The organism is Dictyobacter arantiisoli (genome assembly GCF_008326305.1).
In the GTDB taxonomy this organism is placed as follows: domain Bacteria; phylum Chloroflexota; class Ktedonobacteria; order Ktedonobacterales; family Ktedonobacteraceae; genus Dictyobacter; species Dictyobacter arantiisoli.
The window spans coordinates 1-3,838 of the sequence record NZ_BIXY01000166.1; the positions used below are offsets into that span (position 1 = coordinate 1).

2 protein-coding genes are annotated in these 3,838 nt (G+C 46.5%); both read right to left on the bottom strand.

Features of this window, described 5'->3' with window-relative positions; translation table 11 throughout:
* Positions 1-1,180: reverse transcriptase/maturase family protein (locus tag F1593_RS27125; protein WP_216369009.1), on the bottom strand; the 1,180-nt coding region annotated here is incomplete at its 3' end.
* Positions 1,181-2,024: 844 nt separating this feature from the next.
* Complete coding sequence (locus F1593_RS27130) at positions 2,025-2,771, bottom strand: hypothetical protein (protein WP_149404682.1); 747 nt, start codon at positions 2,769-2,771, stop codon at positions 2,025-2,027.
* Between the last annotated feature and the right edge of the window lie 1,067 nt (positions 2,772-3,838).

Here is a 3,838-nt window from a genome sequence, read left to right on the forward strand (position 1 = left end):
TCAGGATGGTCGCCCATCCTGTGCTTCTTCGTTGAATCGTTTTGCCCTTGCTGGTCTTTTGCAGCACGACTTTGGCTTCCCCGCCATTACCAATAGTCAGAATGGTTCCCAGAAAGAATGCCTCTTCGGTTTGTGCATGGGTGATGCGCGTTTTCTCTTCGCTGAGGGTGAGCTTGAGGTGGTCATGGAGGAAGGTTTTCACCAGTTCTTTGACCTCTTCTGCTGTGGCGCGGCTTCCGCACAGGCCGATGAGCCAATCATCCGCATATCTCAGGTATTTTATCCTGCAAAATGTGGGATCATTGACCATTTTTGAGGGGGTCGCTCGGATCTGTTTCATGATGGCTTTAAACGCTTTGGTTTTCGTTGCTCCCTGGGCTGCCAGTCGGTTTTTCTCCCGGATGAGATGAGTATATGCAGGATTATCTCGTTTTTTGGTCCCTTTTTCCTGTATCTTCTTCACTTCCTCGATATATTCGTCAAGTTCATGAAGATACACATTTGCCAGTATTGGGCTAATGATGCCGCCCTGGGGGGGACCGATGAGACTTTCCTTTTTGCTTCCATGCAGGTCCATATATCCTGCCTTCAGTAATTTCCTGATGAGATTGAGAAAGCGCTCATCCTGGATTTTCTTGCGCAGAATGTGGACTAAGACCTGGTGATCGAGTTCATCGAAGCAGGCACGTATGTCTCCTTCAATGTACCAGTTTACTCCGGTCCAGTGGGTGCGGACTTCCCGTAGAGCGGTATGGCAACTACGCTGTGGCCGAAATCCGTGACTCGTTTCCTGAAAGTAGGGAGCGTTTGGGCTGTCGTAGATCGCTTCAAGAATCATATGTATGACTTCCTGAACAACTTTATCTCGTACACATGGAATGCCCAACTTGCGCATCTTGCCATTTGCTTTTGGGATAAAGGTCGTCCGTACGGGTTTGAAGTGAAATTGTTCGGTCCTCATTTCCTGGACGACCCCCCGGATGGTTTCCAGGGAGAAGCCGTCAAGGGTTTCTTCATCAGTTCCAGGAGTCATGTTTCCCGGTTTCGATTTGATCCGTTCGTAAGCTACAATGTACAGATCCTCTTTGTACATCAGCCGATACACATCTTCGTTCACCCACTGTCTGTTGCTATTCAATTGTCGTAGATGTTCCAATCGCATGAAGGTCTGCTGACTCATCCAAGTCAACCTCCTGTGAATGGGACTGGCTCTGTGTAGAACCCTTCCCCTTGTCTCACCCGTTACGGTGAGCGTTTAAGTAGTATGGTTCCTCCGTCACCTTGCGTGTCTCCGCGTTTAGGCGATCCCCAAGTTACCTCTGATCTTCGCTTCGTCTTTAGGTTCCCCGTACGTCACTTCTCTCTCCCTGAGAGCTGGCCCTGATGCAGGCTGTATCCCCGCTGGGAAAGTTTCGTTGATACCATCAGGCATGGGCGATGATACGTGTCCCAAGGGACGCATGTGTTCCACCGTGACTAGGGTTCAAGCAATTAGCCTTAACCATGGACGGCCTCGCTGCCCGTCCTCTGGTCCTCGTATCCGGACTTTAACGGGCTTTTATACACCATGCTATTTTTCCCTTACGCCTTTCGGGTAAAGGTAAGGTGCTGCGTTACTCACTTTGCCTGAGTGAGGTCATGCTCTCGCATGACAGAAGATCCGAAGCCTCTTTGGGCGCACTTTCCGCAACATGCTCTTGTCCCCTTTGCCTTTCGGCTCCAGGTAGGTTGGGTGATCCAAGTACCTCCTTCTGAGTACTTCCTGGTTGCACCAGGGATACAGTCAAGCGCGACACGGCGCACATGTACGCTGTCATGAAGGGCAGAGTAGCGTTTATAAACAACAAAAGAAGCATGAGTTTCTGATACTGAATGAGGGGACGTTCCATCGCTAGCGAAAGTCGAGAATAGAATTCAAGTGCTTTATAGGAGGTTCCGATACTTTTCTACTCGAATCCTCCGTGGGAATTTTGGGGAGAAAAGTACCGGAACCTCCTATTGAATAAATGTATCCTACACTATAATTATTTATAATAATAATATACCTTATGCTCAACGTTTTCTACCTTTTTACCATCTGGTAGTTCCATCCATCCTCCTTCTTTTGCCATTTCAATATGCGTAATATCGTGCCCCAGATGAACACTCAATTCCCACTTCGCTTTTCCTGTATCACCCCCGGCCATTGCGTAATATCCGTCGTCGCCTTTACGAAATGTTCGGCTTCCTGGTCCCTCTCCTAAAAATGCATTCACTAGAGCTTGATCTTTCCTGTTTACAAGCTCTACAGCTTCATAAGGGTGAAGGTCAAGCGGAGGAAGGTTATGTTCGCGAGCATAGTTCTGATAACTTTCTATTTGGTTGAAAAGGACCATTCCATGTGAGGATGGTTCTGTGGATTTCCATTCAACCTCATCATCAAATTTTCCACATCCCTTAGGATATTGTTCCATCAACTCCTTTGTTTGATAGTGTGGAGTTCTCCTTTTATAATTCGATTGTTGTACAAAATGAGCTTTATCACTCTCTTCATCTATCCTGACATAATTATCATAGCAAGAACGCGTCACATTCTTACCTTGTACGTAACTCGATAATTCTACTGTATCTCCAGTATACTCGATCTCTGTTCTATACCTGCCTGCATATTCTTCTCTAGCGGCTTGATTGTGGCCTGGAACGTCGATATTTTTGCGCATATCCTCTGCCTTTTGCACCCTCTCTCGGCCTTTATCTCTAGCCTGTCTGACTATGCTATCACGAGAACTCATGTCTCCTTCTTGTGGATGTTGATTTTCTAGGTACAACCTACGCTGAAATTCATCCCGATCGGATAAAAGATTTGTGTTTTCAGGAGATCGGATTTCTGACAAATTGTCCTCCGATCGATTCAAGCGAGCATCGGGCCTAAACATATGTTTTTCTCCATTCTTATGTGATTTTCCTCATCATTATTTTACTCAATATAAAAGGCGATAAATAGTGAGAAGGAGGGAAAGAATGATTCTGAAGTGTGCATCAATAAACTACATAAAGATGCTACGCATACAGAAGCTGCTATGAGCCTCGCAGTAAAAGTAAAATTGGAACTACCTGTGAGTTCCGAAAAATTTTCTGGAAAGGAACTCATACCTATTCTCCCTACTGGGAGCATCGATTGTTGTGCTCATTGGTATTCTTCGTTCTATTTATAAAGAAGCTGTCAGTTCCGACACTCTCTATTTGAGGAACTCACAAACTCATGAATTGAAAGGAGATGTACAAGCGAACGCATGAAGCGACAATGGGAAAATGAAGACCTGATAGAACACTGGATGCTCAGTGTCTGGGAACTGGCCCAACTGGGGAACAAGACGGGAGCAACACGTCTGGGATTTGCCCTGTTGCTCAAATTTTTTCAGCGTGAGGCGCGCTTTCCTACCTTCAAAAATGATATCCCTGGCATTGTCATTACCTTTAGGCCTATTAGGCCCGCGCGAGAAATTTACAACGCTAAGCCCTTACAACTCCTCAGAGTGTGTCAGCCTCCCGTGGTCTCCACGGTCTCTGTGCATGAGTTTTCGCACCTGCGGTGCTCAAACAGATTTTTAGTATGTGATGTAGAAAAGGTTCTTCGAACTTTTTCTACATCACATACTAAAAAGGGCGCAGGCGCGCAGGCGCCTGCCAGCAGGTGAGCAGCAAGATCCCGCTGGTGATGGGAAACAAACACTTTGTCAGACAGTGTTTGATTCCCATGCTCTTCGCCATCCTGGTGCATGAGTTTTCGCACCTGCGGTGCTCAAAACTGTTTTTAGTGTGTGGTGCAGAAAAGGTGCTATGCACCTTTTCTGCACCA

Coding starts and splice junctions, on each gene's coding strand:
- F1593_RS27130 (WP_149404682.1), bottom strand. CDS start 2,771: ATGAGTTCTCGTGATAGCATAGTCAGACAGGCTAGAGATAAAGGCCGA.